This window comes from Nocardiopsis sp. CC223A, assembly GCF_030766825.1.
Taxonomy (GTDB): domain Bacteria; phylum Actinomycetota; class Actinomycetes; order Streptosporangiales; family Streptosporangiaceae; genus Nocardiopsis.
This window is the reverse complement of sequence record NZ_JASFDV010000029.1, coordinates 1-23,635: the sequence shown is the minus strand read 5'-3', so window position 1 is coordinate 23,635 and position 23,635 is coordinate 1. Positions and strand designations below refer to the sequence as shown.

General features: G+C 73.2%; 22 protein-coding genes. 10 read left to right on the top strand and 12 right to left on the bottom strand.

All coding sequences use genetic code 11. The features are described 5' to 3' along the window. Positions 1–421: 421 nt before the first annotated feature. Together QJS33_RS14055 and QJS33_RS14050 are read left to right on the top strand one after the other, a co-directional pair. Positions 422–2,683: a hypothetical protein gene (locus QJS33_RS14055; RefSeq protein ID WP_306368401.1), complete on the top strand. Its 2,262-nt coding sequence runs from the start codon at positions 422–424 to the stop codon at positions 2,681–2,683. Between the two features lie 309 nt (positions 2,684–2,992). Beyond that, positions 2,993–3,754 (top strand): DUF2470 domain-containing protein, encoded by a 762-nt coding sequence (locus tag QJS33_RS14050; protein WP_306368400.1) that lies wholly within the window; start codon positions 2,993–2,995, stop codon positions 3,752–3,754. Here the strand turns inward: QJS33_RS14050 and QJS33_RS14045 are convergent. After that, positions 3,751–5,190 carry a PLP-dependent aminotransferase family protein gene (locus QJS33_RS14045; protein WP_306368399.1) on the bottom strand — a complete coding sequence of 480 codons (1,440 nt, stop codon included), beginning with the start codon at positions 5,188–5,190 and terminating at the stop codon, positions 3,751–3,753. The genes QJS33_RS14050 and QJS33_RS14045 overlap by 4 nt on opposite strands. Between QJS33_RS14045 and QJS33_RS14040 the strand changes: the two genes are divergently transcribed. Continuing rightward, positions 5,189–6,082, top strand: a complete 894-nt coding sequence (locus QJS33_RS14040; RefSeq protein WP_306368398.1) for a DMT family transporter — start codon at positions 5,189–5,191, stop codon at positions 6,080–6,082. The genes QJS33_RS14045 and QJS33_RS14040 overlap by 2 nt on opposite strands. Positions 6,083–6,140: 58 nt before the next feature. On the opposite strand, the gene QJS33_RS14035 is transcribed toward QJS33_RS14040, so the two are convergent. From QJS33_RS14035 to QJS33_RS14000, 8 genes are all read right to left on the bottom strand, one after another. Then, on the bottom strand, positions 6,141–6,512 hold the full coding sequence (locus tag QJS33_RS14035) for a metal-sulfur cluster assembly factor (RefSeq protein WP_306368434.1): 372 nt from the start codon (positions 6,510–6,512) through the stop codon (positions 6,141–6,143). A gap of 5 nt (positions 6,513–6,517) precedes the next feature. Further along, the gene (gene sufU, locus QJS33_RS14030) at positions 6,518–6,994 is read right to left on the bottom strand and encodes a Fe-S cluster assembly sulfur transfer protein SufU (protein ID WP_306368397.1); all 477 of its coding nucleotides are present in this window, start codon (positions 6,992–6,994) and stop codon (positions 6,518–6,520) included. A gap of 112 nt (positions 6,995–7,106) precedes the next feature. Further along, positions 7,107–8,405, bottom strand: coding sequence for a cysteine desulfurase (locus QJS33_RS14025; protein ID WP_306368396.1), 1,299 nt, complete (start codon positions 8,403–8,405; stop codon positions 7,107–7,109). 3 nt (positions 8,406–8,408) lie between these two features. Continuing rightward, positions 8,409–9,170, bottom strand: a complete 762-nt coding sequence (gene sufC / locus QJS33_RS14020) for a Fe-S cluster assembly ATPase SufC (protein ID WP_306368395.1) — start codon at positions 9,168–9,170, stop codon at positions 8,409–8,411. 8 nt (positions 9,171–9,178) lie between these two features. Continuing rightward, positions 9,179–9,514 carry a non-heme iron oxygenase ferredoxin subunit gene (locus QJS33_RS14015; protein WP_306368394.1) on the bottom strand — a complete coding sequence of 112 codons (336 nt, stop codon included), beginning with the start codon at positions 9,512–9,514 and terminating at the stop codon, positions 9,179–9,181. Continuing rightward, positions 9,507–10,667, bottom strand: coding sequence for a Fe-S cluster assembly protein SufD (gene sufD / locus QJS33_RS14010; protein WP_306368433.1), 1,161 nt, complete (start codon positions 10,665–10,667; stop codon positions 9,507–9,509). Before sufD ends, QJS33_RS14015 begins: the two co-directional genes overlap by 8 nt. A gap of 1 nt (position 10,668) precedes the next feature. Continuing rightward, the gene (gene sufB, locus QJS33_RS14005; RefSeq protein WP_306368393.1) at positions 10,669–12,081 is read right to left on the bottom strand and encodes a Fe-S cluster assembly protein SufB; all 1,413 of its coding nucleotides are present in this window, start codon (positions 12,079–12,081) and stop codon (positions 10,669–10,671) included. A gap of 28 nt (positions 12,082–12,109) precedes the next feature. Beyond that, a complete protein-coding gene (locus tag QJS33_RS14000; RefSeq protein ID WP_306368392.1) occupies positions 12,110–12,883 on the bottom strand; it encodes a metalloregulator ArsR/SmtB family transcription factor in 774 nt (257 codons plus the stop codon). A 320-nt stretch (positions 12,884–13,203) separates the two neighbouring features. Here QJS33_RS14000 and QJS33_RS13995 point away from each other — a divergent pair, with 320 nt between their 5' ends. The 3 genes from QJS33_RS13995 (at position 13,204) to QJS33_RS13985 (ending at position 17,143) form a co-directional block, all read left to right on the top strand. After that, the gene (locus QJS33_RS13995; RefSeq protein ID WP_306368391.1) at positions 13,204–14,148 is read left to right on the top strand and encodes an ABC transporter ATP-binding protein; all 945 of its coding nucleotides are present in this window, start codon (positions 13,204–13,206) and stop codon (positions 14,146–14,148) included. Continuing rightward, positions 14,145–14,981 (top strand): ABC transporter permease, encoded by an 837-nt coding sequence (locus QJS33_RS13990; protein WP_306368390.1) that lies wholly within the window; start codon positions 14,145–14,147, stop codon positions 14,979–14,981. The genes QJS33_RS13995 and QJS33_RS13990 overlap by 4 nt, the downstream gene beginning before the upstream one ends. Positions 14,982–16,339: 1,358 nt before the next feature. Then, a complete protein-coding gene (locus QJS33_RS13985; RefSeq protein WP_306368389.1) occupies positions 16,340–17,143 on the top strand; it encodes an inositol monophosphatase family protein in 804 nt (267 codons plus the stop codon). A 16-nt stretch (positions 17,144–17,159) separates the two neighbouring features. Here the strand turns inward: QJS33_RS13985 and QJS33_RS13980 are convergent, their stop codons facing one another. Further along, positions 17,160–17,789 carry an RICIN domain-containing protein gene (locus QJS33_RS13980; protein ID WP_306368388.1) on the bottom strand — a complete coding sequence of 210 codons (630 nt, stop codon included), beginning with the start codon at positions 17,787–17,789 and terminating at the stop codon, positions 17,160–17,162. Between the two features lie 188 nt (positions 17,790–17,977). Between QJS33_RS13980 and QJS33_RS13975 the strand changes: the two genes are divergently transcribed. From QJS33_RS13975 to QJS33_RS13965, 3 genes are all read left to right on the top strand, one after another. Next, a complete protein-coding gene (locus QJS33_RS13975; protein WP_306368387.1) occupies positions 17,978–18,346 on the top strand; it encodes a hypothetical protein in 369 nt (122 codons plus the stop codon). A 6-nt stretch (positions 18,347–18,352) separates the two neighbouring features. Next, entirely contained in the window at positions 18,353–19,252 is a 900-nt protein-coding gene (locus tag QJS33_RS13970) for a DMT family transporter (protein ID WP_306368432.1), read from the top strand. 147 nt (positions 19,253–19,399) lie between these two features. Then, a complete protein-coding gene (locus tag QJS33_RS13965) occupies positions 19,400–20,506 on the top strand; it encodes a heme A synthase (protein ID WP_306368386.1) in 1,107 nt (368 codons plus the stop codon). Here QJS33_RS13965 and QJS33_RS13960 read toward each other — a convergent pair. Further along, a complete protein-coding gene (locus QJS33_RS13960; RefSeq protein WP_306368385.1) occupies positions 20,454–21,728 on the bottom strand; it encodes a PrsW family intramembrane metalloprotease in 1,275 nt (424 codons plus the stop codon). The genes QJS33_RS13965 and QJS33_RS13960 overlap by 53 nt on opposite strands. Before the next feature lie 153 nt (positions 21,729–21,881). On the opposite strand from QJS33_RS13960, the gene QJS33_RS13955 reads away from it, so the two are divergent. After that, the gene (locus QJS33_RS13955; protein WP_306368384.1) at positions 21,882–22,277 is read left to right on the top strand and encodes a hypothetical protein; all 396 of its coding nucleotides are present in this window, start codon (positions 21,882–21,884) and stop codon (positions 22,275–22,277) included. A 64-nt stretch (positions 22,278–22,341) separates the two neighbouring features. Here the strand turns inward: QJS33_RS13955 and QJS33_RS13950 are convergent. Then, positions 22,342–23,635: hypothetical protein (locus QJS33_RS13950; RefSeq protein ID WP_306368383.1), on the bottom strand; the 1,294-nt coding region annotated here is incomplete at its 5' end.

Here is a 23,635-nt window from a genome sequence, read left to right as displayed (position 1 = left end):
CCGCCCACCGCCCTCCCCCGTTTCGGGAGCGGGGAGCGAGCGTGACGGCTCCGTGAACAACAACGCCCGCACGCCAGGGGAAGAGTCTAATGCCCCTTATGAGGTGGATCACATATCCTTGCGGTTCCACGTGGCGCAAATCCCGCTCCGGGGTGACCGACACCCCGCCGGCGGGGTGTTCTCCGCGAGGACCGGGGCGGCCTGGGGGTACCCATGTGGCGTCAAGGGACGTACGATCTCCGGAAGTGCTCACGGCACCCCTGTCCCCCGGCCGCCGTGCCCACCCGTGGCATCCCCATCCGCCTTCCGGGCGGGTCCCCTCGGCGGGTGAAGGGCGCGTACTGTGGTGCATCGAACCGAAGGCCCGTGCGGTTCCTCCCCAATTCACGTGCAGACACCAGGAGGTCGAGGTCCCCAGCGGATGAACGCCGTCTCTCCGATCTGCCTCGTCGACCTCGCGCCCGCGCTGCGCTGGTCGAGGTCGCCGGATGTGGCTCCCCTGCTCCACCATGACCGGCTGATCGACGGCTGGTGGCACTCGCTGCCGGTCGCCAGGGTCCTGGAGATCGCCGGTCCGCCCTGGCTGGCGCACGGGATCGCGCGTCTGGCCGTGGAGCAGTGGGGGCACGTGCCCCTGGCCGAGTTCCTGCCGAACCTGCGCTCCCAGGACGTGCGCTGCGAGGACCTCGCCGAGCCGGTGCGCAGCGCGGTGCTGTCGTCGGCCGGCGACTGGGACCACCTCATCTCCAGCCCGCCCCAGGAGATCGGCGCCTGGCCTCTGGGCGACTGCCGCGTGATGGACGTGGTGAGCACCGTGGCCTGGCGGGCCCTGCAACCCTGCGGCGACCTGCCCGGCGGGCCCACCCCCTCCCCCGCGCTGATGCTGGAGGCGGTGCGCACCATCGCGCACTGGCTACCCGACACCGCGCCCGAGCACGTGCGCAACGCCCTGGACTACCTGACCACCGCCACCGGTTCCGACCAGGCCGCGGCCTCCGGGGGCGCCGGAAGCGATCCGACGCCGCCGCAGACCCCGGCCACCCGGGCCATCCGTACGCTGCGGGCGCTGCGCGCCCAGCGCGACGAAGAGCACCAGGAGACCGCTCTGCCCGCCGCCGTCGGCGGCCCCGAGCCGGTGCCGATGGCCATGGTGAGCTCCGCCGCGATGATCCCCGGGCCGGCGCTGGAGGCCGAGGCCTCGGCCGGGAACGGCGTGGGAGACCTGCGCTCGCAGTTCCGCAGCTCGCTGCTGGGCCCCGGGCGGACCCTGCGCAGACCCAGCTTCGGGCCGCCCAAGCACCGCCCCGAGCAGGAGGAGCGCCCGCCCGCCCCGGCACTGGGCGAGCACCCCTTGGTGGACATGGTCGAGGAGATGTTCCGCTCCTGGCCCGATCTGGAGCGCACGGTGGCCGCCGAGCGCCTGTTCGCCACCGACCCCATCAGTATCCGGGTGCTGTCCGAGCAGATCGCCGTGGACGTCACCGACATCCGGTCCGCCCAGCGCAAGGTCGAGGAGCGGCTGCTGCGCTGGCTGAACTCGCCCGAGGGCGCCCCCATCACCAAGCACCTGCGGGACCTGTCGGAGCAGTTGGGCACGGCCACCACGATCGACCGGCTGATCAACGCCCACCCCGACCACCCGGTGGAGGTGCCCACCCTGCACACGCCGCTGTGGCGGGTGGTGATCACCCTGTTCACCGACCGGCGCATGCACAACGGCTGGCTCATCGCCGACGACCCGGGGCGCCTGCGCTGGCAGACCCGCGAGCTGCTGTCCGACGGGCCCGGCCTGACCGAGGCGGGCATCCGGCTGGGCCGGATCGGCATCCGCCAGCAGGAGCTGCGCGCCTGGCTGCTCAGCACCCCCGGGGTGAGCCTTCAGGACGGGCGCGTGCTCGTCGACCCGTCGGTGCCGATGGAGGCGCCCGGCGGCCAGCCCGGGCACACCACGGACGACTCGGGGGCCACCACGGAGAACGGACTCCCGATCCGCCGCCGCCCCGACGGGCCGGCGCCCGAGCCCGCACACCCCGCTCCCGCCCCGTTCGCGGCCGCCGCGGACATGCGGATGCCCGCGCCCCCGGAGCAGATGCCGCCCGCCCCGGCTCCGATGGCGCCGCCCGCCGCCCCGGGACGGCCGATCCCCGGCGACCCGGCCATGGCGGCCCGCTGCTTCCGGGCGCCCGACGGCCGCTGGTGGCACCGCATCGACATCACCGCCGACCACCTCAACGGCGCCCCGGTGGCGGTGCCCGCCGGATACGCCACCCACCTGGGCCTACAGCCCGGACGGCTGCTGTGCCTGACCGCGCCCGGCGCGGACCTGCTGGTCCTGGTCTGGCGCGACCAGCCCGCGTTCGACTCGCTACGGCCGCTGCTGCGCCGCCAGGCCGCCCAGCCCGGCGACCGCGTCTTCATCACCGTGTCGGGCGACCGGTTGGACGCGCGCAAACTGCCGGCGACCGACCTGAGCAACTACTCGCCGACCGCGCGGGCGCTGCACCTGAGCGGCTACACGGCACCGTCCTCCACCGAGGAGGCGTTGAAGATCCTCTCCCGCCGGATCACCGCCAGCGACGACCGGGCCCCGACCGACCCGCAGTCCCTGATCGAACTGCTCACCCGGCGGGGCGACAACGACATCGCGGGCGAGCTGCGCGCCGGGTTGTTCGCAGCCCACTAGGGCGTGTTCGACGGGTCGTTCCGCCCGCCCCCGCCGCCCTCAACGGACGCCGTCGGCGCGGTGCCTCAGCGGAGCCGCCGGGCCGCCTCCCGCTGCGCCGCCTGCGCTCGTCGTCGTGCGAGAGATCGCCCGGCGGCCGCTCGTGTCCTTCGGCGCAAGCGCCGAGCCGCACGAAAGCATCCGGCGAACACGCCCTGGAAGCATCGTCCAGGCCCCCGGTCCCACGACCGGGGGCCTGGTTTTTCACATCCGGGACTTTCCCTCCACCCGATGATTCTTGTAGGTTAGCCTTACCTAAGCATAGTTGAGGTGGTTCCCCTGCATACTTCCCGGCATCTGGCCCCCTCCCCGGCCGAGCGCGCCAGAGCGGTCCTGGCCCGGCCCAATCCGGCCACCGTCACGACCCAGAGCGGCACCCTCCACCTCGTCGACCCGGCCTGCCACGTGCACCCCGGCGGCACGGTGAGCCTGCTGCTCCCCGACCGCCACCACCTGCTGGACGAGATGTCCCGCGGGCGCACCGCGGCCACCGTCGAGTTCACGGACACCAGCGCGGTGGCGCTGCGCGACCCCACGCGCTCCCTGCTGTGGATCAGCGGGACCCTCACCGCCCTGGACGAGGCGACGGCGCGCATGCGGGCCCTGCGGCTGATCCGCGACGACCCCGACGAGCGCCTGCTCGACATCGGCCACGGCCGCACCATGGTCGCCCTGGACCCGTACCTGGTGGTGCACTCCGACACCGAGGGCTGCCACCTGCTCGGCAACGACGAGTTCCTCCGGGCCCAGCCGGACCCGCTGGGCCGCTGGGAGGGCCCCTGGCTGCGCCACCTGGAGGAGGACCACCCGGACCTGCTCGCCGCACTGGCCGAGGTATGCCCCGGGGACGTCCCCCCGGTCCCGCCCCGCCCTCTGGGCGTGGACCGCTACGGCATGACCCTGCGCTTCGAGGGCCCCGACGGCGACCACGACGTCCGGCTGCCCTTCGGCCGCACCGTCGAAGGCCCCGAGGACGTCGCCGCCGAGGTGCACGCCCTGGCGAACCTGCCCGACGCCTGCGGACCCTTCTAGAGCGGCTCCCGGGTGGCGTCCAGGGCCGCCGCCAGCCGGGCCACCCCCTCGGCGGCCTCCTCCGGCCCCGAGGTGCCCGCGTAGGCCAGGCGCAGGTACGGTGCGGGCGGCTCCCCGGGGAAGAACGGCCGCCCGGCCGCCACCTTCACCCCGGCGCGCGGGGCCGCCGCCGCGACGGCGTCCTCGTCGGTGCCGTCGGGCAGGCGCGCCCACACCTGGTAGCCGCCCGGCCGGAACACCTGCTCCACCAGCGGAGCCCGCTCCAGCAGGGCGGCCGCCACCGCCGTGCGCCGCCGGGTCAGCCCCTCGGCCAACGCCCGCAGGTGCCGCGCCCAGGCCGGGGAGCCCACCAGCTCCAGGGCCGTCTCCTGGAGGACCCGGGGCACGAAGAGGGAGTCCACCACCTGGACGGCGCGCAGCCGGCGCAGCACCGGTCCGCGCGCCGCCAGGGCGCCCACCCGCAGCCCGGGCGAGGAGGCCTTGGTCAGCGAGTGGACGTGCACCACCGTCCCGTGCCGGTCGTCGGCGATCAGTGGCGGCGGCACGGAAGGGGCGTCGGTGTGCGCCAACCGCCGTGCGTAGTCGTCCTCCACCACGAACGCGCCCGCCTCCCGGGCGGCCCGCAGCACCCCGGCACGGCGCTCCTGCGTCAGCACCGCCCCGGTCGGATTGTGGAACAGGGGCTGGCACACCAGCACCCGGGCACCGGTGGCGGCGAACGCCTCGACCAGCAGCTCCACCCGTACCCCGTCCCCGTCCACCGGGACCGGCACCGGGCGCATGCCCAGGGCCCGGGCGATGGCCAGCAGCCCCGGGTAGGTCGGCGACTCCACCAGGACCGGGGATCCGGGCGGTGCCAGCGCCCGCAGCGCGGTGGACAGGGCGCTCTGCCCGCCCGCCGTGACCAGCACGTGCGAGGCGTCCAGCGACGCCCCGTCGATCTCCCGGGCGAACCAGTCGCGCAGCTCCGCCACCCCCTCCAGCGGCGGGCTCCCCCACACGCCGGGGCGGCGGGCGGCCCGGGCCGCGGCGGCGGCCAGCTCCCGGTCCGGGCGCAGCGAGGCGTGCGGGTAGCCGCCGTGCAGGGGGACGACCCCGGCCGGGGCGGGGGCGAGGGTGGCGAGGAACCCGGAGTCGTCCAGGCTGCGCGGGATCCCGCCCGCCTCGGGCGCCGCGTCCAGGGCGACCTCCTGCCAGGAGGTGTCCCGCGCGGGCCGGCGCACCGGTTCCCCGGCCCGGAAGGAGCCCGCACCGGGTCGGGTGACCACGAGCCCCTCCGCGACCAGGCGGGCCATCGCCCGGGAGAGGGTCACCGGTCCCACCCCGTGCCGCTCCACCAGGGTCCGGCTGGCGGGCAGCCGCTCCCCGGGGGCGTAGCGCTCGAACTCACGACGCAGGACCTCGGTCAGATCCCGGCCACTGCTACCCTTGTTCATGAAAGCACACGATAGCGCTACCACTCGATCCTCGGTAGCGATTCCGCGCGGCGCCGTCCTGGCCCTCCTCGGAGTGGCCGCCTTCTCCCTCACCCTTCCCTCCACAGCACTGGCCCTGGAGGGCTTCGGCCCGTGGACCACCGCCGTGCTGCGGGCCTCGGTCGCCGGGCTGGTCGCCGCCGGCTGCCTGGCCGCCGTCCGCGCACCGCTGCCCACCCGTGCGCAGCTCCCCGCCCTGGCGGCGGTCGCCGCCGGCTGTGTGGTGGGCTTCCCGCTGCTGACCTCACTGGCGTTGGGGAGCACGGGGGCGGGCGACGCCGCCGTGGTCGTCGGGCTGCTGCCGGTGACCACCGCCGTCCTGGCCACCCTCCTGGGCGGGACCCGCCACTCCCCCGCGTTCTGGATCGCCGCCGGTGTCGGCGCCGCGGCCGTCGCGGGGTTCACCCTCGCCCGCACCGGCGGCTCACCCGGGCTCGGGGACCTCTTCCTGCTGGGCGCACTGCTCGCCTGCGCCTACGGGTACGCCGAGGGCGGCCGGCTGGCGGCCTCGATGCCCGGCTGGCAGGTGATCGCCTGGGGCCTGGTGCTGACCCTGCCCCTCAGCCTGCCCGTCACCGCCGTCGCCCTGGCCCTGGAACCGGTCGCGCCGACCCCCTCCGCGGTGGCCGGTCTGGTCTACCTCTCCCTGGTCAGCCAGTTCGGCGGTTTCATCCCGTGGTACCGCGGCATGGGTCTGATCGGCGTCGCGCGGGCCGGGCAGATCCAGCTGGTCCAGCCCCTGCTCACCCTGACCTGGGCGGTGCTGCTGCTGGGCGAGCGGCCCGGCACCGGCGCCCTGCCCACCGTCCTCGTGGTCCTGGCCTGCGTCGCCGTCACCCAGAAGGTGCGCTGACACGACGACGGGCCGGGCACCCGCCAGGGGTGCCCGGCCCGTTCGGCCGTCGGACGACTCAGACGTTGAAGCCCAGCATGCGCAGCTGGTCGCGCCCGTCGTCGGTGATCTTGTCCGGACCCCACGGCGGCATCCAGACCCAGTTGATCTTGACCTCGCGGCCGAACTCCTCCAGCGCGCTGGTGGCCTGGTCCTCGATCACGTCCGTGAGCGGGCAGGCGGCGCTGGTCAGGGTCATGTCCAGGGTGATCACCGCGTCGTCGGCGTTCACCCCGTACAGCAGCCCCAGGTCGACGACGTTGACGCCGAGCTCGGGGTCGATGACGTCCTTGAGGGCCTCACCGATCTCCTCGACGAGCGCCTCGGCCTCGGGGGACAGCGGGACCTCGGCCGGGGCGGCCTCGGTCGTCGGGGTCTCGTTCTCGCTCACTGACATCAGACGCCTTCCTTCTCCAGGGACTGCGCTACCGCGTCCTTCCACGCCATCCACCCGAGGAGGGCGCACTTGATCCGGGCCGGGTACTTGGACACCCCGGCGAACGCGACCGCGTCCTCCAGGACCTCCTCGTCGGGTTCACCCTTGCCCTTGGAGTGCATGAGCTCGTTGAAGGCCTCCAGGGTCCGCATCCCCTCGGCCACCGTGCGCCCGATCAGCAGGTCGGTCAGCACCGAGGTGCTGGCCTGGCTGATCGAGCAGCCCATGCCCTCGTAGGAGACGTCACTGACGAGAGCCTGATCGTCCAGTGCTCCGTCCCCCTGCGCCGGGGTCAGCGCCACCCGGAGCGTCACCTCGTCCCCGCAGGTGGGGTTGATGTGGTGCGCCTCGGCGTTGTGCGGATCCCGCAGCCCCTTGTGGTGCGGGTTCCGGTAGTGGTCCAGGATGATCTCCTGGTACATCGCGTCCAGCTGCATGTGCGGATTTTCCTCGTCATTCTTCTGGCCTGCGCTCCGCTTCGGCCGGGTTCGGTCCCGGACCGCGGGGGCTCTCGCACCCCGGTTCCCGGGCCCGTCCGCGGTGCGGGGCCTAGCCCCGGGTTCCGAAGAACTCCTGAGCGGCCCTGACGGCCGTCACGAGCGCGTCCACGTCCTCCGTGGTGTTGTAGAGGTAGAACGACGCGCGCGTGGTCGCGTGCACGCCCAGGGCGCGGTGCAGCGGCCAGGCGCAGTGGTGACCCACCCGGACCTCCACCCCGCGGTCGTCGAGCACCTGCCCGAGGTCGTGCGGGTGGATGCCCTCCACCTCGAACGACACCGCGCCGCCGCGGTCCACGGCGTCGTTCGGGCCGATGATGCGCAGCCCCTCGACGTCGGAGAGCGCCTTGAGCGCGTACTCCACCAGCGTGTGCTCGTGGGCGGCGATCCGGTCCATGCCCACGGCCGACAGGTAGTCGCAGGCCGCGGCCAGGGCCACCGCCTGCGGTGCCATCGGCACCCCGGCCTCGAACCGCTGCGGCGGCTCGGCCCAGGTGGAGTACTCCATGTGGACCACACCGATCATGGACCCGCCGGTGATGAACGGCGGCATGGCCTCCAGCAGCTCCCGGCGCCCCCACAGGACGCCGATGCCGTTGGGTCCGAGCATCTTGTGCCCGGAGAAGGCCAGGAAGTCCACACCCAGCTCCGCCACGTCCACCGGCATGTGCGGCACCGACTGACAGGCGTCCAGCACCGTCAGGGCCCCCACCTCACGGGCCCGGGCGACGATGTCGGCCACCGGGTTGACGGTGCCCAGCACGTTGGACTGGTGGGTGAAGGCGACCACCTTGGTGCGCTCGCCGATGAGGGTGTCGAGACCCGAGAGGTCCAGGCGGCCCCGGTCCGTCACCGGGAACCACCGCAGGGTGGCCCCGGTGCGACGGCACAGCTCCTGCCAGGGCACCAGGTTGGCGTGGTGCTCCATCTCGGTCACGACGATCTCGTCGCCGGGACCCACCTGGAAGCGGCGCAGGCCCTCGTCCGCCGTGGCGGCGTTGCCCATCGCGTACGCGACGAGGTTGATCGCCTCGGTGGCGTTCTTGGTGAACACCACCTCGCCGACGTCGCCGCCGATGAAGCGGGCGATGGTCTCCCGCGCCGCCTCGTAGGCGTCGGTCGCCTCCTCCGCGAGCTGGTGCGCACCGCGGTGCACCGCCGCGTTGTGGCGTTCGTAGAACTCACGCTCGGCGTCCAGCACCTGGCGGGGCTTCTGTGAGGTCGCCCCGGAATCCAGGTACACCAGCGGACGTCCGTCGCGGACGGTCCGGGACAGGATCGGGAAATCCTTCCGGATCGCCGCGACGTCGAGCGGGGCCGTGGCCCCACCGAACTCGCGGACAGTGGTCATCGGTTATGCGCCCGCCTTCACGAAACGCTCGTAGCCCTCGGCCTCCAGGGTGTCGGCCAGCTCGGAGCCGCCGGACTCGGCGATGCGGCCGTTGGCGAAGACGTGGACGTGGTCCGGCTTCACGTAGTTGAGGATCCGGGTGTAGTGCGTGATGAGCATGACGCCCAGGTCGTTGTTCTCCTTGGCGCGGTTGACGCCCTCGGAGACGACCTTGAGCGCGTCGACGTCCAGGCCGGAGTCGGTCTCGTCCAGGATCGCGATCTTCGGCTTGAGCAGCTCCAGCTGGAGGATCTCGTGGCGCTTCTTCTCACCGCCGGAGAAACCCTCGTTGACGCCGCGGGCGGCGAAGTCGGAGTCGATGGAGAGGTCCTTCATCGCGCCCTGGAGCTCCTTGGAGAACTGCCGGAGCTTGGGGGCCTCGCCGCGCACCGCGGTGACGGAGCTGCGCAGGAAGTTGGACATGGACACGCCCGGGACCTCGACCGGGTACTGCATGGCCAGGAAGACGCCGGCGCGGGCGCGCTCGTCCACGCTCATGTCGAGGATGTTCTCGCCGTCGAGGAGGACCTCGCCCTCGGTGATCTCGTAGCGCGGGTGCCCGGCGATGGCGTAGGCCAGCGTGGACTTGCCCGAGCCGTTGGGGCCCATGATGGCGTGGGTCTCACCGGAGTTGATGGTGAGGTCGACGCCCTTGAGGATCTCCCGGCGCTCGTCCTCACCGATCAGGACGTCGGCACGCAGACCGCGGATTTCGAACTTCGTCATTTCAAGCCTCAGGAATTCTTCTCGTCCAACGACACGAGCACGTCGTCGCCGTCGATCTTCACGTCATAGGTGGGGACCGGCCGGGTGGCGGGCGGGTTGATCGGCGCCCCCGAGCGCAGGTCGAAACAGGAGCCGTGCAGCCAGCACTCGATGGTGCCGTCCTCGACCTCGCCCTCGGACAGGCGGACCTCCGCGTGCGAGCACACGTCCCGCACCGCGAACACCTCGCCCTCGGACCGGACCAGTGCGATGGGCGTCTCGTCGTCGGTCTCGACCCCGAGAACCCCTTCCTCGGGGATCTCGGCGAGCTCGGCGACCTTCACCCAGCGACCGGCGTCACTCATGTGCGGCCAGCTTCCGCTCGACCTTGGCCATGATCTCCTCGGCGAGCCCCTCGACCGGGATGCGGTTGATGAGCTCCAGGAAGTAGCCGCGGATGACCAGGCGGCGCGCCTCGTCCTCCGGGATGCCGCGCGAGCGCAGGTAGAACAGGTGGATGTCGTCGAGGCGACCGCTGGCGGCGGCGTGGCCGGCGCCCTCCACCTCACCGGTGAAGATCTCCAGGTTCGGCACCGAGTCCACGCGGGTGTCGTCGGTGAGCTGGAGGTTGCGGTTGTGCTCGTAGGAGTCCGTGCCGGTGGTGCCCTCACCGATGATGACGTCACCGATCCACACACCGTGGGCGCCCTTGCCGCTCAGCGCACCCTTGTACTCCACCCGCGAGCGGGTGTTGGAGACGTTGTGGTCGATGAGCGAGCGGTGCTCGTGGTGCTGGTCGTCGCCGGTGAAGTACAGGCCGTGCAGCTCGGCGTTGCCGCCGCGCCCCTTGTAGGCCACCTTCGGGGAGAGCCGGACCAGGTCGCCGCCGAGCGTGACGACGATCGACTTGAACGTGGCGTCCTTGTCGACCTGGGTGTTGTGCTGGGTGACGTCGACGGCGTCGCGGTCCCAGTCCTGGAGGCTGACCAGGGTCAGCCGGGCGCCCTCGCCGACGTGGACGTCCACGCTGCCGGCGCGGACACCGGTGCCGGTCTGGTCCAGGACGACGACCGCCTCGGCCAGCGGCTGGACGTCGATGACGAACTGGTCGTAGCGGGTGCCCCCCTGGGCCTCCCGGTTGATGGTGACCGGGCGCTCCAGCGCGGTGCCCCGGGCGACGGTCACCACCGTGGCCTGCTCGAAGGACGAGTAGGCCTGGGCGATGACGCGGTCGGCGGGCGTGCCGGCGGTGCCCAGACGGGCGTCGTCACGGCCGACGGTCTCGACCGTGACGCCCTCGGGGGCGTCGATGTCGATCTTGTCGGTGCCGTCGGCGGCGGCGGTGCCGTCGTGCAGGCCCTTGAGGCGGCGCAGCGGGGTGAACCGCCACTCCTCCTCACGGCCGTTGGGGACGGGGAAGTCGTTCACGTCGAAGGACCCGTGGGTCGCAAGCTTGGAGAACGGGATGTCCCCGAGGCCGTGGCTGTGGGCCTTGGGTTCGATGCTCGGGCCGGTCAACTTAACCAACCGCTCCTTCCATCTGAAGCTCGATCAGCCGGTTCAGTTCCAGCGCGTACTCCATGGGCAGCTCGCGCGCGATGGGCTCGACGAACCCGCGCACGATCATCGCCATGGCCTCGTCCTCGTCCATGCCCCGGCTCATCAGGTAGAAGAGCTGGTCCTCGCTGACCTTGGAGACGGTCGCCTCGTGCGCGAGCTCGGCGTCGTCCTCGCGCAGGTCGTTGTAGGGGTAGGTGTCCGAGCGGCTGATGGTGTCGATCAGCAGCGCGTCGCACTTGACGGAGGACTTGGCGTTGTGGGCGCCCTCCTGCACCTGCACCAGACCCCGGTAGGAGGCGCGGCCCCCGCCGCGGGCCACCGACTTGGAGATGATGGTGGAGGAGGTGTTGGGCGCGCAGTGCACCATCTTGGAACCGGTGTCCTGGTGCTGGCCCTCGCCCGCGAAGGCGATGGACAGGGTCTCGCCCTTGGCGTGCTCGCCCATCAGGTAGACGGCCGGGTACTTCATGGTCACCTGGGAGCCGATGTTGCCGTCGATCCACTCCATGGTCGCGCCCTCTTCGGCGATGGCGCGCTTGGTGACCAGGTTGAAGACGTTGTTCGACCAGTTCTGGATGGTCGTGTACCGGCAGCGGGCGTTCTTCTTGACGATGATCTCGACGACCGCGGAGTGCAGCGAGTCCGACTTGTAGATCGGCGCGGTGCAGCCCTCGACGTAGTGGACGTAGGCGCCCTCGTCGACGATGATCAGCGTCCGCTCGAACTGGCCCATGTTCTCGGTGTTGATCCGGAAGTAGGCCTGGAGCGGGATCTCCACGTGCACGTTCTTGGGAACGTAGATGAAGGAGCCGCCGCTCCACACGGCGGTGTTGAGAGCGGCGAACTTGTTGTCGCCGGCCGGGATCACCGTGCCGAAGTACTCCTGGAACAGCTCCGGGTGCTCCTTGAGCGCGGTGTCGGTGTCCAGGAAGATGACGCCCTGCTCCTCCAGGTCCTCGCGGATCTGGTGGTAGACGACCTCGGACTCGTACTGCGCGGCGACACCGGCGACCAGGCGCTGCTTCTCCGCCTCGGGGATGCCCAGCTTGTCGTAGGTGTTCTTGATGTCCTCGGGCAGTTCCTCCCAGGAGGTGGCCTGCTTCTCCGTGGACCGCACGAAGTACTTGATGTTGTCGAAGTCGATCTTGGACAGGTCCGCGCCCCAGTTGGGCATGGGCTTCTTGTCGAAGAGCTTCAGCGACTTGAGCCGGAGCTTCGTCATCCACTCCGCCTCGCCCTTCTTGGCGGAGATGTCGCGGACGACCTCTTCGTTCAGACCGCGGCGGGCCGAGGCACCGGCCTGGTCCGAGTCGGCCCAGCCGTACTCATAGTTGCCGATCCCTTCGAGTTCGGGATGCGCGATAGACGTCATGCGCGGACTCCTCCTGGACTCAGACGTCCTAGTGGTGTTGCAATCCTCCGCCCGCCGTGCGGCGGGCGCTGGTGGTCGCGGGGGCGTGGTCGTCCCCGCCCGCCCCGTCGTCACCCCTGGGGGTGACGTGCGTGGTGCACACACCGTCGCCGTGGGCGATGGTGGCCAACCTGCGCACCGGGGTGCCCAGAAGCCGCGCGAAGGCCTCGATCTCGGCCTCGCAGAGTTGCGGGAACTCGGCTGCGACGTGGGCGACAGGGCAGTGGTGCTGGCACAACTGGTCGCCGCCTCCGGGGGCCGGTGCCCGGCCGGCGGTGGCGGCGTAACCGTCGTTGGACAGGGCCTCGGCCAGCAGCCGGACGCGCTGTTCGGGTGGAACAGCGGCGAGCAGCGGCTCGTAGCGCCTCTCCAGGTCGGCGACCTGACTGCGGGCGAACTCCCCGACCGCTTCGGGACCGGCGGTCTCCGCGAGGAAGCGGAGCGCGCTGGTGGCGAGGTCGTCGTAGGCGTGGACGAAGGCGTCGCGACCGGCCTCGGTGATGGCGAAGACACGCGCGGGGCGCCCCCTGCCGCGTCGGCCTCCCGGGGGTCGGGCGTCGCGGGCCTCGACCATGCCCTCGCTCGTCAGGTTGTCGAGGTGGCGGCGGATGGCCGCCGGGGTCAGGCCGAGCCGCTCCCCCAGGGCGGAGGCGGTGATCGGCCCCTGCTCCAGGATGAGCCGGGCCACACGCGCGCGCGTGCCGGTCTCGGCTCCGCGCTCGGGCCCGGCCAGGGGGCGGGGTACGTTGGTGGCGTCGGGCACGACGGTCCCCTCCCCTCGACGGCGACTCCTGTTTTTGACAACATCAGTGTGGCGTAAATCAGTCCGCCGTGGCAAACCCGCTTTCATGCCTTTCGTCACGAAGGTCAGGCTTGCCTAACTGGGAGTTCACCGTGGCGAAACCCCGAGCGGAAAAGCGCAGGTCATCCTACCTTCGACCGATCGTCTCGAAAAGTGAGACAACCGTCCCGAGATATGGACAATGCGCAGCCCCTCCCGCCGGGCGGGCCGCCACCCCCGCCGCCACCGGTGCGCGCGGGGCGGTGAAGGGCCTCGCGCGGGCGCACGTAGACTCTGGGCCCATGGACACAGCCGCCGTCGAGGTCGTCGACCTGGTCAAGCGCTACGGCGCCACCACCGCCGTCTCCGGCCTCACCTTCCGGGCGCGCCGGGGCGCGGTGACCGCCCTGCTCGGACCCAACGGTGCGGGCAAGACCAGCACCATCGAGATCTGCGAGGGCTTCCGCCGCGCCGACGGCGGCAGCGTGCGGGTCCTGGGCCTGGACCCGGTCTCCGACGCCGACGCCCTCAAGCCCCGGGTCGGGGTCATGCCCCAGTCCGGCGGGGTGCCCACCGGGGCCCGCGCGGCCGAGTGGCTGCGCCTGATGGCCTCCTTCCACACCTCCCCCGTGTCCCCGGACCTGCTGCTGGAGCGGCTGGGCCTGACCTCGGTGTCGCGCACCCCGTTCCGCCGCCTGTCCGGCGGGCAGCAGCAGCGCCTGTCGCTGGCCTGCGCCGTGATCGGCCGACCCGAACTGGTCTTCCTCGACGAGCCCACCGCGGGCCTGGACCCCCAGGCGCGGATGGCCACCTGGGACCTGGTCGCCGAACTGCGCGGTGCGGGCGTGGCCGTCATCCTCACCACGCACCACATGGAGGAGGCCGAGCGCCTCGCCGACCACGTGGTCATCATCGACCGCGGCGCCGTCGTGGCCGAGGGCACCCCCGCCGAACTGGCCGGGGGCCGCCGCGAGGTGTGCTTCTGCACCGACGCCCCCATCGACGCCGACGCGCTGCGCGACGCACTGCCCGCCGGGACCCGGATCGCCTCCGCGCGCGGTGCGGGCGGCCGACGCGAATACGTGATCGGCACCGACGATCCCGAGGCGCTGGGCCCGGAGTTCCTCGCCACGGTGACCGCCTGGTGCGCGTCCGCCGGTGTCCTGGCCGAGGATCTGCGCGTGCGACGGCGTACCCTCGAAGACGTCTTCCTCGAACTCACCGGCAGGGAACTGCGCGAATCATGAGCGAGCACATCTCCAGCACCGCCGCGCCCGCGCCGGGCGCGGCGCGCCCGGCGGACGGCGGCGCCTCCCCGTTCGTCCCCGCCCCCGGCGCCGCGCCGATGTGGCGGATGGTCTGCGCGCAGGCCGGGATGGAACTGCGGGTGATGCTGCGCCACGGCGAGCAGTTCCTGCTGACCATGGTCATCCCCGTGCTGTTGCTGGTCGGCTTCAGCCTCACCTCCGTCCTGGACGTCGGCGAGGGCCCCCGGGTGGACGCGCTCACCCCGGGTGTCCTGGCGCTGGCGATCATGTCGACGTCGTTCACCGGGCTGGCCATCGGCACCGGGTTCGAGCGCCGGTACGGGGTGCTCAAGCGGCTGGGCGCCACCCCGCTGTCCCGGTTCGGGCTGCTGGCCGCCAAGACGCTGGCCGTACTGGGCGTGCAGGTCATCCAGATCGCCGTGCTGTGCGCCGTGGCGCTGGCGCTGGGCTGGACCCCGGCGGCGTCGTTCGGCGGTGCGGTCGCGGCGGCCGCCCTGGTGCTGCTGGCGACCGCCGCGTTCAGTTCGCTGGCGCTGCTGATGGCCGGGACGCTGCGGGCCGAGGCCACGCTGGCCGCCGCCAACCTGGTCTACATCCTGCTGCTGGGGCTGGGCGGGGTGCTCTTCCCCGTCAGCGCGTTCCCCGGCCCGTTGGAGGCGGTGTCCTCGGCGCTGCCGATCACCGCGCTCAGCGAGGGTCTGCGGACGGTGTTGACGGACGGCTCCCTTCCCTCTCCGGGGGTGTTCGCGGTCCTCCTGGTGTGGGCCGTGGTCGGCGGAGCGCTGGCCGCCCGCCTCTTCCGCTGGGAGTGAGCACCGCGGCCCCGGCGACCAGCAGGGGCACGACCAGCAGGGGCAGGGCCGCCACCGGGTAGGCCTGGGCGGGTGCGACCAGGGTGGCGAGCACGCCCGCCGCCGCACCGCCCGAGGACGCCCCGGCGTTGAAGGCGGTGTTGACCCAGGTGCCCGCCCGGGTGGCCCGCCCCGGACCCGCCGCCGCGTCGGCCGCCAGGTAGGCGGTGGTGATCGCCGGAGTGGCCGCCGCGCTCGCGGCGAAGAGCACCGCGCACAGTGCGAGCGGCCCGGACACGGTCGCGGCGAGGAGCGTCGCCGCCCCGACGCCCAGGCCGAGCCCGATGAGGCGGGGCTGCGGCCCCCGCCGCCACAGCACGGCGCCGTAGACCAGCCCGCCGATGATCCCGCCCGCGGTCTGCGCGATCTCGAACCGCACCAGCAGGGCGGCGTCGCCGTGCCGTTCGGCGAAGGCGACGTGGACCATGCCGGCCGCGCCCAGGGTCAGGCCCAGCGCCGCCGCCATCGCCATCGCGGGCGCCAGGGCCCGCCAGGGCGCCGGGCCGCCGTCCGGGGCCGGGTCCTGGATCTCCCACGCACCCCGCCGGGCCAGGGGTGTGCCCACCAGCAGCACGACCCCGGTCACCAGCAGGAGTGCGGCCCCGGCCAGGCCGACCGCGGGCGGCGCGAACGGGAGCAGGGCGCCCAGCAGCAGCGGACCGGCGAGGAAGACCGCCTCCTCCACGACCGAGTCCAGGCTGTAGGCCCGCTGCCGCAGGCCGTCGCGATCGGCGAGGAGACGGCTCCACAGGGTGCGGGTGACCGGCCCCAGCGGCGGGATCACCGACCCGACGAGGGCGGGTAGCGCGACCAGGGACCAGGCGGGGGCGCCCGGCCGCCAGGTCAGCCAGGCCAGGGCGAGCAGGCCGGCGGCGGCCAGGACCGCCATCGGGACCAGCGTGCGGGGCATGCCGTGGCGGTCGATGAGGCGGGCGCGGGCCGGGGCCAGGGCGGTGGCGGTGGCGCCGTAGGCGGCGGTGGCCGCGCCGACCACCGCGTAGGAGTCGGCCGCGGCGGTGACGGACAGGATCAGGGCCAGGCCCAGTAGGCCGAAGGACAGGCGCCCGAGCATGGCGGGCGCGAAGAAGCGGACCGCTCCGGGCGTGCGCAGGACGGCACGGTAGGAGTCGGCCCGGTGGGGCGATGACACGGGTGTGTTCCCTCAGGGGGCGGCGGCGCACGGGCGCCGCGGATGTGCACGGACACCGGAGGAACCGCGGGCACGGAGGGTGCGGCGGTCCGGTGCCGGTCTACGCACAGGGGTGGAACACGGGGCCAGGGTATCAGGCGTGTCGGGGCCCGGTCCTAGGATGGCGGGCATGATCGACATGGACGCGGTGACCGGAATCCTGCGCGATGTGGCCCGCGAGGTGGTCCTGCCCCGGGCCCGTTCGCTGTCCGAGGGCGAGGTCATGGAGAAGACCCCGGGCGAGCTGGTCACCGTCGTCGATCAGGAGGCCGAGCGGGTCATCACGGCCCGGCTGCGAGGGCTGCTCGACGCGCCGGTGGTGGGCGAGGAGGCGGTGGCCGCCGACCCCGCGCTGGTGGACGCGCTGCGCACCGAACCGGTGGTGTGGCTGGTGGACCCGCTGGACGGGACCCGCAACTTCGTCGAGGGCCGCCGCGAGTACGGGGTGATGGCGGCCCTGGTGCACGGCGGGGAGACCGTCGCGGCGTGGATCGTGCAGCCCGAGTGGGACCGCGTGTACACCGCCGAACGCGGTGCGGGCGCCTGGCGCGACGGGACGCGGCTGCACCGGGATCCGGCGCCGACCGACCCCGGGCGGCTGCGCGGCTCGGTGCTCACCCGTTTCCTGGATCCGGCGGCGAAGCGGCGTGTGGAGGCGTCGGTGCCGCGGTTCGCCCGCGTGGGAGCCGGCGCGCACTGCTGTGCCGTCGACTACCCGCTGCTGTGCGAGGGCGCCCAGGACTTCCTGCTGTTCCACCGGACCCTGCCCTGGGACCACGCCCCCGGCGCGCTGCTGCTGGCCGAGGCGGGCGGGGTGTCGCGGCGGCCGGACGGGACGCCCTACCGGCCCGACCAGGGCCGGGACGTGCTGGGGCTGTTGAACGCCGCCGACGAGACCTGCTGGAAGACGGTACACGAGCTGCTGCTGCCCTGACCGGCGGCCGGGCGGTTCAGCTCAGGGGGACGAGCCGCCACTGCTGGAAGGCGTGCCCGCCGTCGGGGGCCTGGATGACGGGGGTCCCGTTGTCCGGGGCGCCGCCCTGGCCCTCCAGGGCCTGGCCGGTGGCCCGGTTGACCAGGCGGACGACGCCACCGCCCACGTCGACGACGGTCCAGTGCTGGTTGCTCGCCCCGGTACTGGTGAGCAGGGTGGCCACCGGCGGAGCCGCGGCGTCGGTGGGGACCTCCAGGACCTTGCCGCTGCCCACGCCCTCGATCTCGTAGAACCCGCCCTCGACGGGGTTGAACCGCCACTGCTGGTTGCCCTGGTCGTGCCGGTCCCACAGGTGGACGGGGGCGCCGTTGTGGGTGGCGGCCTGGACGACGTCCAGGGCGCGGTCGCCGTGCACGTTCTGTAGGACGTAGACGGTCTCGGGGTCGATCCCCGCGGGGTGGGTCGGTTCCTCGGAGGGTTCCGGGGAGGGCTCGGGGGATTCCTCCGGCGCCCCGGGCTGTACCAGGACACCCGAGACGGCGATCACGCTCTCATCGGCCCGCGCGTCGTCGGGGGCGGTGAACAGACCGCCCACGTAGCCGACGATGGCGGCGGCGAGGACCAGGGCGGTGGCGCCGGCGAGCATCGGCCAGCGGGGTATGTACCGTTCCGTTGCGGCTCGGGGGACGGCGCGACGGCGGGATCGGGACATGGGGAACAGGCTCCAGTGGGCGGGGGACGGTCCATCAGGAAGCATGTCATACCGTTTCGCACCTTTCGTTCACGTTCCCCCATAAATCGGGGAGCGTGGGGCGCTCTCGATAAAGTCCCCGTATGGAAGCCCTCGGAGTGCCCTGGTTCATGGCCGTGCGTCTGCTCGGCCCGCCCGTGTTCCTGTTCGTGGCCGGCGGGGCACTGCTGCTATGGCGGCGGCCGGGCCGCTCCGGACTGATCTGGGCGGCGCTGGCGGTGAACCTGCTGGCGGCGGCGCTGCCGTTCCTGTGGATCGGGGTGCAGGCGATCGTCGACCAGGCGGAGCGAACGGTGTACGGGCTGGTGATGACGCTGCTCCAGCCGTCGGTGTCCATGGCCGCCTGGGGTCTGATGCTGCTGGCGGCGGTCTTCCCCGCCCGGGTCTCGGACGGCGTGGAGTCCACGGAGGTGGAGGGGCGCCCGGAGCACGAGCCACAAAACATAGGATGAATGACCATGGGCACCCCGACCACTCCGAAGGCACCGTTCTCCCTGCGCACCGCGGCGGACGCGGTACCACCCGTGTGGCTGGTGCTCATCGGCATCGTCTCGGTGCAGACCGGCGCCGGAGTGGCCAAGAACCTGTTCGACGTGCTGCCGCCCGCCGCCGTGGTCTGGCTGCGGTTGCTGACCGCCGCCCTGCTGCTCGGCCTGGTGGTGCGCCCCGCCTGGAAGGCGTACACGCGCGGCGACTGGCTGGTGGTGGTCGGCTACGGCGTGGCGCTGGCGATGATGAACTTCTTCATCTACCAGGCGTTCGCACGCATCCCCCTGGGCATCGCGGTGACCATCGAGTACCTGGGCCCGCTGGCCATCGCGGTCCTGGGCTCGCGCCGCCGGGTCGACCTGCTGTGGGCGGGCCTGGCCGGGCTGGGCGTGGCCGCCCTGGGCCTGGAGTCGGGCTCCCTCGACCCGCTCGGCATCCTGTTCGCGGTGCTGGCCGCGGTGTCCTGGGCCGGGTACATCCTGCTCAGCGCGGCCACCGGCCAGCGGTTCGACGGGGCGTCCGGGCTGGCGATCGCCGGAGTGGTGGGGGCGCTGCTGATGGCCCCGGCGGGCATCGCCCAGGGCGGTGCCGCGCTGCTGGACTGGCGGGTGCTGCTGTTCGGCCTGGCGGTGGGCGTGCTGTCGTCGGTGGTCCCCTACACGCTGGAGCTGAACGCCCTGCGCCGGATGCCGCCGCGGGTGTTCGGCGTGCTGATGAGCCTGCAACCAGCCGCCGCCGCCCTGGTCGGCCTGCTCCTGCTGGGCGAACTGCTCACCGTCTGGCAGTGGCTGGCGGTGGGCTGTGTCATCCTCGCCAGCGCGGGGTCCACCCGCACGTCCGCGTCGGGCGCCGCGGAGCGGTCCGGGTAGGCGCGGGCGGCGGCCGACCGGGTACGACCGGGGGCGAACACGCCGCGGCGCGCCCTGCCGCCTGCGGACGGCCCCCTGTCGGTGCAGGTCGCACCGGTCGGCGGGGTCGGGTCACGGCCCCCGGGCCCGTGTACTACGCTCTGTCGTATGTCTGATTCCCCGGTCTCCGCGGCGTCCGCCGCGATCACCCCCGCCCCGCTCGCGGCGGAGGACATCGCCCTGCTCGGCGTCCCCCTGTGGGGATGGCAGATCGCCGTCGCGGCCACCGGTGTGCTGGCCCTGATCCTGCTGGCCCGCAGCATCTGGAACCCCACCGCGAAGTCCCTGCGCCTGTGGTCCCTGGGCAACATCGCCGTCAACGCGGGCATCGCCGTCACGGGCGCCACCGTGCGCGTGACCTCCTCGGGCCTGGGCTGCTCGGAGTGGCCCAGGTGCACGCCCGACAGCTTCGTGCCCGTCGACACCGGGCACGCCGCGCTCAACGCCGCCATCGAGTTCGGCAACCGGACGCTGACCTTCATCGTGCTGGCGGTGGCCGTCATCACGTTCGTGGCCTTCCTGCGGGCCCGGCCGCGCCGCCGCGACCTGGTGCGCCTGGCCGCGATCATCCCCTTCGGCGTTCTGGGCCAGGGCGTGGTCGGCGGCATCACCGTGTGGACCGACCTGCACCCCGCGTCCGTGGCCGCGCACTTCCTGCTGTCCATGGTGATGGTCTTCATCACGGTGGCGCTGTACGTGCGCTCCCGCGAGCCCGAGGGCACACCGCGGGTCTGCGTGAACCCGATGCTGCACACCCTGAGCATCGGCCTCGTCGTCATCGGCTTCCTGCTGCTGATCGCCGGGACCGTGGTCACCGGCACCGGCCCGCACGGCGGCGACGCCGCCGCGCCGCGTTGGGGCTTCGTGCTGGAGACCGTCACCAAGCTCCACTCGGCGCTGGCCTGGCTGACGCTGGCCTGCGCGGTCCTGGCCGCCGTGCTGGCGTTCCGCACCGGGGCGGGGCGGTCCGCCAAGGTCGGTTCGCTGCTGCTGGTCGCCGTCGTGGTCGGCCAGGCGGTCGTGGGCTACGTGCAGTACGCCCTGGCCCTGCCCGAGGGCCTGGTCGTCCTGCACGTGCTGGGCTCGGCACTGACCTGGATCGCGATCTCCCGGCTGTACTTCGCCACCACCCGCCTGGTCCCGGCGGGCGGGGAGTCCGCCCTCACCGACCGTGCCGCGGAGAGTACTCCTGCTGAGCCCGTGTCTGGGCGATGACGTGGGCGAAGTCCGCACGGCGCAGGAAGCCCGAGTCCGTGGGCCGCTCGGCCCAGCCCGGGGCCACCGGCTGGGGGACACGGCCCAGGAACGCGTCCCGTGACACATGCATCAGGGCCAGGAACGCGTCCCGGCGGACCTTCCAGTCCTCCCGGCGCACCCCCGCGTCCAGCTTCTTGTGCAGCAGCGCCAGCTCGGTCGCCGCGAGCTGGTATTCGCGCATCGCCTCACGGCCCTTGGCCCCCGCGTTGCGCGCCGCCCACTCACGGGCCCGACGGCGCTCCTTGAGCGTGCTGAGCATGGTGATGTCGGCCGGGGAGACCAGCCCGGTGGGGATGTAGGGCGGCAGGTAGTGGGCGATCGCCTGTACCTGGCCGCGGCGGTCGTGGGCGGCCAGCGCCAGGACCCCCACCAGCACGACGAACAGCACGAGGTAGGCCAGGCCCAGCCCGGTCCAGCCGAAGTAGGTGGAGGCGTTCCACATGCCGTGCAGCACCACCGCGAACACCCAGCCGACGATCGGCGCGAACAGGCGCAGGAAGCCCGGCCGCATGGCCGCGTAGGCGACGCCGATACCGATCATCGCGGTGTAGAGCGGGTGTCCGAAGGGGGCGACGATACCGCGGATCGCGAACGTGGCGACCAGGGTCCCGTCGAAGAAGGCGCTGAGGAAGTACAGGATGTTCTCGGTGAAGGCGAACCCGGTCGCCACCATGCCCGCGTAGACGACGCCGTCGGTGAACGTGTCGATCTCGTTGCGGCGCCGCCACAACAGGATCAGCAGCACCATGCCCTTGGCGCTCTCCTCGACCAGGGGTGCCACCACCGAGGTGCCCAGGAAGTCGCCCACCTCCTGCCCGAACAGCGGGACGGTGATCGCCGCGAACCCCCAGGTGTTGAGCAGCAGGGCCGCAACCACGGCCACGCCCGCACCCCAGACGAACGCGAAGAAGAGCACCCAGCCGGGCTCGGGCTCCAGGCGGTCGAGCATGAGGATGAGCGGGACCAGGATGCCGGCCGGGATGACCGCGGCGACGAGTGCGACGACGAACCCGGTGGCGCCGTCGATGCCCGCGGCCGCGCCGCCCGCCAGGGCCAGCAGCCACAGGTAGACGAGCATGCCCGCCATGCAGACGAGGCTGACGGTGATACCCAGGATCAGGGTGATCGAATGGCGGGAGCGGCGGCCCTGGAGCACGGCCTTGCTGTCGAGACGGGACATGGGCACCGATCGTAGCGGGATTCGCGGCCGGAGAAGGGCCCGAAGCCGGTCGGCGACATGTGGCGTCCGTGTCGTCTTGTAGGCAGACCGGGGCCGCCCCGCGGGGGACAATGGCCGGGTCGGCCGTACCGAGCACAGACGAAGAGGCCCGCCATGGACACCACCACGACCACCGCGATACCGACACGACTGTGGGTGCTGCGCTTCGCCGCACTGGCCCACCTGGCCGCGATCCTGTGGGAGGGGGCGACGGCGGGCCAGCTGGTGACGTTCAACGAGGCCGCCCTGCCCCTGCACTACTACGGGGCGTTCGGGGTGCACGCGATGGCGGTGCTCCAGCTGGCGGCGGCGCTCTGGTACTGGAACTCGGCGGGCCGCGGCGGCGGGGTCCCCCGGACGCTGATGCTGGTCAGCGGGCTGGCGTTCCTGCTGGGCTTCCCCCAGGCCGCGCTGGGCACCTACGGCCCGCTCCAGGCGCACGTGCCGCTGGCGCTGGTCCTGACCGGCGCCGCCGTCTGGGCCGCCGTCCTCGCCTGGCGCCGCCCCTGACCCCGGCCGGCCCGGCGGCGGTGTCCGCCGGGCCGGCGTGCGGCCCGTCCCCGGCGGGGACGGGTCACAGACCCCAGGCGAGGGTGTGCAGGCGGTGGCGGACCGCGGTGAGGTAGGTCGAGGCGGCCAGCCAGGCCAGCGCGAGCCGGTCCGGAGGCGGCACCGCCGACTCCCCCGTCGCCGTGCGCACCCGTTCACGGGCGGCCGCCGCCAGTTCCGTGAGCAGGTCGGCGCCGGTCGGCAGGTGGCGCTCGCGCAACCGCGAACCGGGATCGGCGGGGACGGCCTCCCGGCCGGCCTCGGCCAGGCGGCTCAGCACGCGGGCCAGGACCGCCGTCCCCGGGTCGGGGGCGGGCGGCGGCGGGAACGCGGGCGGCGGCACGACCGGCTCCGGGTCCGCCCAGCGCAGGGTGTCCAGTGACAGGTCGGCACGACCGCGGCGGGCCTGCGGCAGGTCCGACAGGTCGCCGACGGTGATCGGCACCAGAGCGCCGGGGTGTTCCAGGACCGGGCGGGCCATGACCCGTAGCACCGTCCCCGGGTCCCGGGCGATGCGGGCCAGGTTGCGGGCCCGCAGCGGGTCCCGGGCGCCGTCGGCGACCAGGACGTGGGCACGGCCGTCCGCGGTCACCGCCGCGCCCTCCGGGTGCGGCCCGACCACGGTGAACTCGGCGAAGACCAGGTCGGCGCCGCTGCGGCGGGTCGGTACCGCCAGGGCCGCCAGCGCGTCCGCGATCTGTTCGGCCGCCGGGCGCTCCCACAGCACCGCCAGGGGCCCCTCGTCCCAGGGCGGGGCGTCGGCGGTGGCGGCCGTGGTGGCCGACGTCCCGCTGAGCCGGCCGTCGGCGCTGGCGCCCACCCGTTGGGCGACGAGGGCGGTCCGCCCCAGGTCGCGGTGGCTCAGGGCGGTTCCGCCGAAGGAGACCCGGGCGCCGTGCGCGGCGGCCGCCCGCTCCGGGCCGCCGGGCGCGATGTCGGAGACGCTCCATGTCCGTGCCGCGCCGTCGGAGAACGACACCAGATGGGTGACCACGCCCGCGTACCCCGAGGCCGTGACGACGCGTTCGCAGCCCAGGCCGTACAGGCGCAGCGACCCGATCTCGGTGTAGGCGCGCCGTCCGACTCCGACGTCGGCCCGGGTGGGGGCGGGGCGCCCGCCCTCGGGGCCGCCGCCCAGCCGCCAGGCCAGGTCGAGCAGGGCGGTGAGGGAGGCGGTGTAGGCGGACAGGTCGAAGTCGGGGGTGGGGTGGTCGCGTGCTCCGGCCGCCACGGCGACGCAGGCGGCGGACAGGCGGGGCAGCCGGGCGGCACGGGCCAGGGCGGAGGCGCGCAGCAGTTCGGCGCGGCCGGAGGCCCCG

Coding starts and splice junctions, on each gene's coding strand:
- QJS33_RS13980 (WP_306368388.1), bottom strand. CDS start 17,789: ATGCTCGCCGGCGCCACCGCCCTGGTCCTCGCCGCCGCCATCGTCGGC.
- QJS33_RS13965 (WP_306368386.1), top strand. CDS start 19,400: ATGTCTGATTCCCCGGTCTCCGCGGCGTCCGCCGCGATCACCCCCGCC.
- QJS33_RS14025 (WP_306368396.1), bottom strand. CDS start 8,405: ATGACCACTGTCCGCGAGTTCGGTGGGGCCACGGCCCCGCTCGACGTC.
- QJS33_RS13960 (WP_306368385.1), bottom strand. CDS start 21,728: ATGTCCCGTCTCGACAGCAAGGCCGTGCTCCAGGGCCGCCGCTCCCGC.
- QJS33_RS13975 (WP_306368387.1), top strand. CDS start 17,978: ATGGAAGCCCTCGGAGTGCCCTGGTTCATGGCCGTGCGTCTGCTCGGC.
- QJS33_RS13995 (WP_306368391.1), top strand. CDS start 13,204: ATGGACACAGCCGCCGTCGAGGTCGTCGACCTGGTCAAGCGCTACGGC.
- QJS33_RS14040 (WP_306368398.1), top strand. CDS start 5,189: ATGAAAGCACACGATAGCGCTACCACTCGATCCTCGGTAGCGATTCCG.
- QJS33_RS13990 (WP_306368390.1), top strand. CDS start 14,145: ATGAGCGAGCACATCTCCAGCACCGCCGCGCCCGCGCCGGGCGCGGCG.
- QJS33_RS13985 (WP_306368389.1), top strand. CDS start 16,340: ATGATCGACATGGACGCGGTGACCGGAATCCTGCGCGATGTGGCCCGC.
- QJS33_RS14055 (WP_306368401.1), top strand. CDS start 422: ATGAACGCCGTCTCTCCGATCTGCCTCGTCGACCTCGCGCCCGCGCTG.
- QJS33_RS13955 (WP_306368384.1), top strand. CDS start 21,882: ATGGACACCACCACGACCACCGCGATACCGACACGACTGTGGGTGCTG.
- QJS33_RS13970 (WP_306368432.1), top strand. CDS start 18,353: ATGGGCACCCCGACCACTCCGAAGGCACCGTTCTCCCTGCGCACCGCG.
- sufU (WP_306368397.1), bottom strand. CDS start 6,994: ATGCAGCTGGACGCGATGTACCAGGAGATCATCCTGGACCACTACCGG.
- sufB (WP_306368393.1), bottom strand. CDS start 12,081: ATGACGTCTATCGCGCATCCCGAACTCGAAGGGATCGGCAACTATGAG.
- QJS33_RS14015 (WP_306368394.1), bottom strand. CDS start 9,514: ATGAGTGACGCCGGTCGCTGGGTGAAGGTCGCCGAGCTCGCCGAGATC.
- sufC (WP_306368395.1), bottom strand. CDS start 9,170: ATGACGAAGTTCGAAATCCGCGGTCTGCGTGCCGACGTCCTGATCGGT.
- QJS33_RS14045 (WP_306368399.1), bottom strand. CDS start 5,190: ATGAACAAGGGTAGCAGTGGCCGGGATCTGACCGAGGTCCTGCGTCGT.